Consider the following 214-nt stretch of genomic DNA (forward strand, 5'->3'; position numbering starts at 1 on the left):
GATCGAATTGTGACATTTATGACACAGTAAGGCTAGGGCAACGCTGAGCAAGTCCACCATCATAGGGTCGAATGCATTGTGATCCGGTGAAGCAACAGACCCTGGCAGCAGCGGCCGATCAAGAGGCCGGATTCGAGCAATACCGCCGCCCCACCCGACGCGATGTGTTCCTGGCGACGATGGAAGAGATCGTGCCGTGGCAGCAACTGTGCGC

The 214-nt window shown here is 57.5% G+C and carries 1 pseudogene; it reads left to right on the forward strand.

Annotation, left to right across the window (positions count from 1 at the left end):
• Positions 1 to 86: 86 nt before the first annotated feature.
• A pseudogene (locus tag JHD63_RS25250) lies at positions 87 to 214 on the forward strand (IS5/IS1182 family transposase); the annotation flags it as partial.

The sequence above is a fragment of the Xylophilus sp. ASV27 genome (genome assembly GCF_016428875.1).
Classification (GTDB): domain Bacteria; phylum Pseudomonadota; class Gammaproteobacteria; order Burkholderiales; family Burkholderiaceae_C; genus Xylophilus.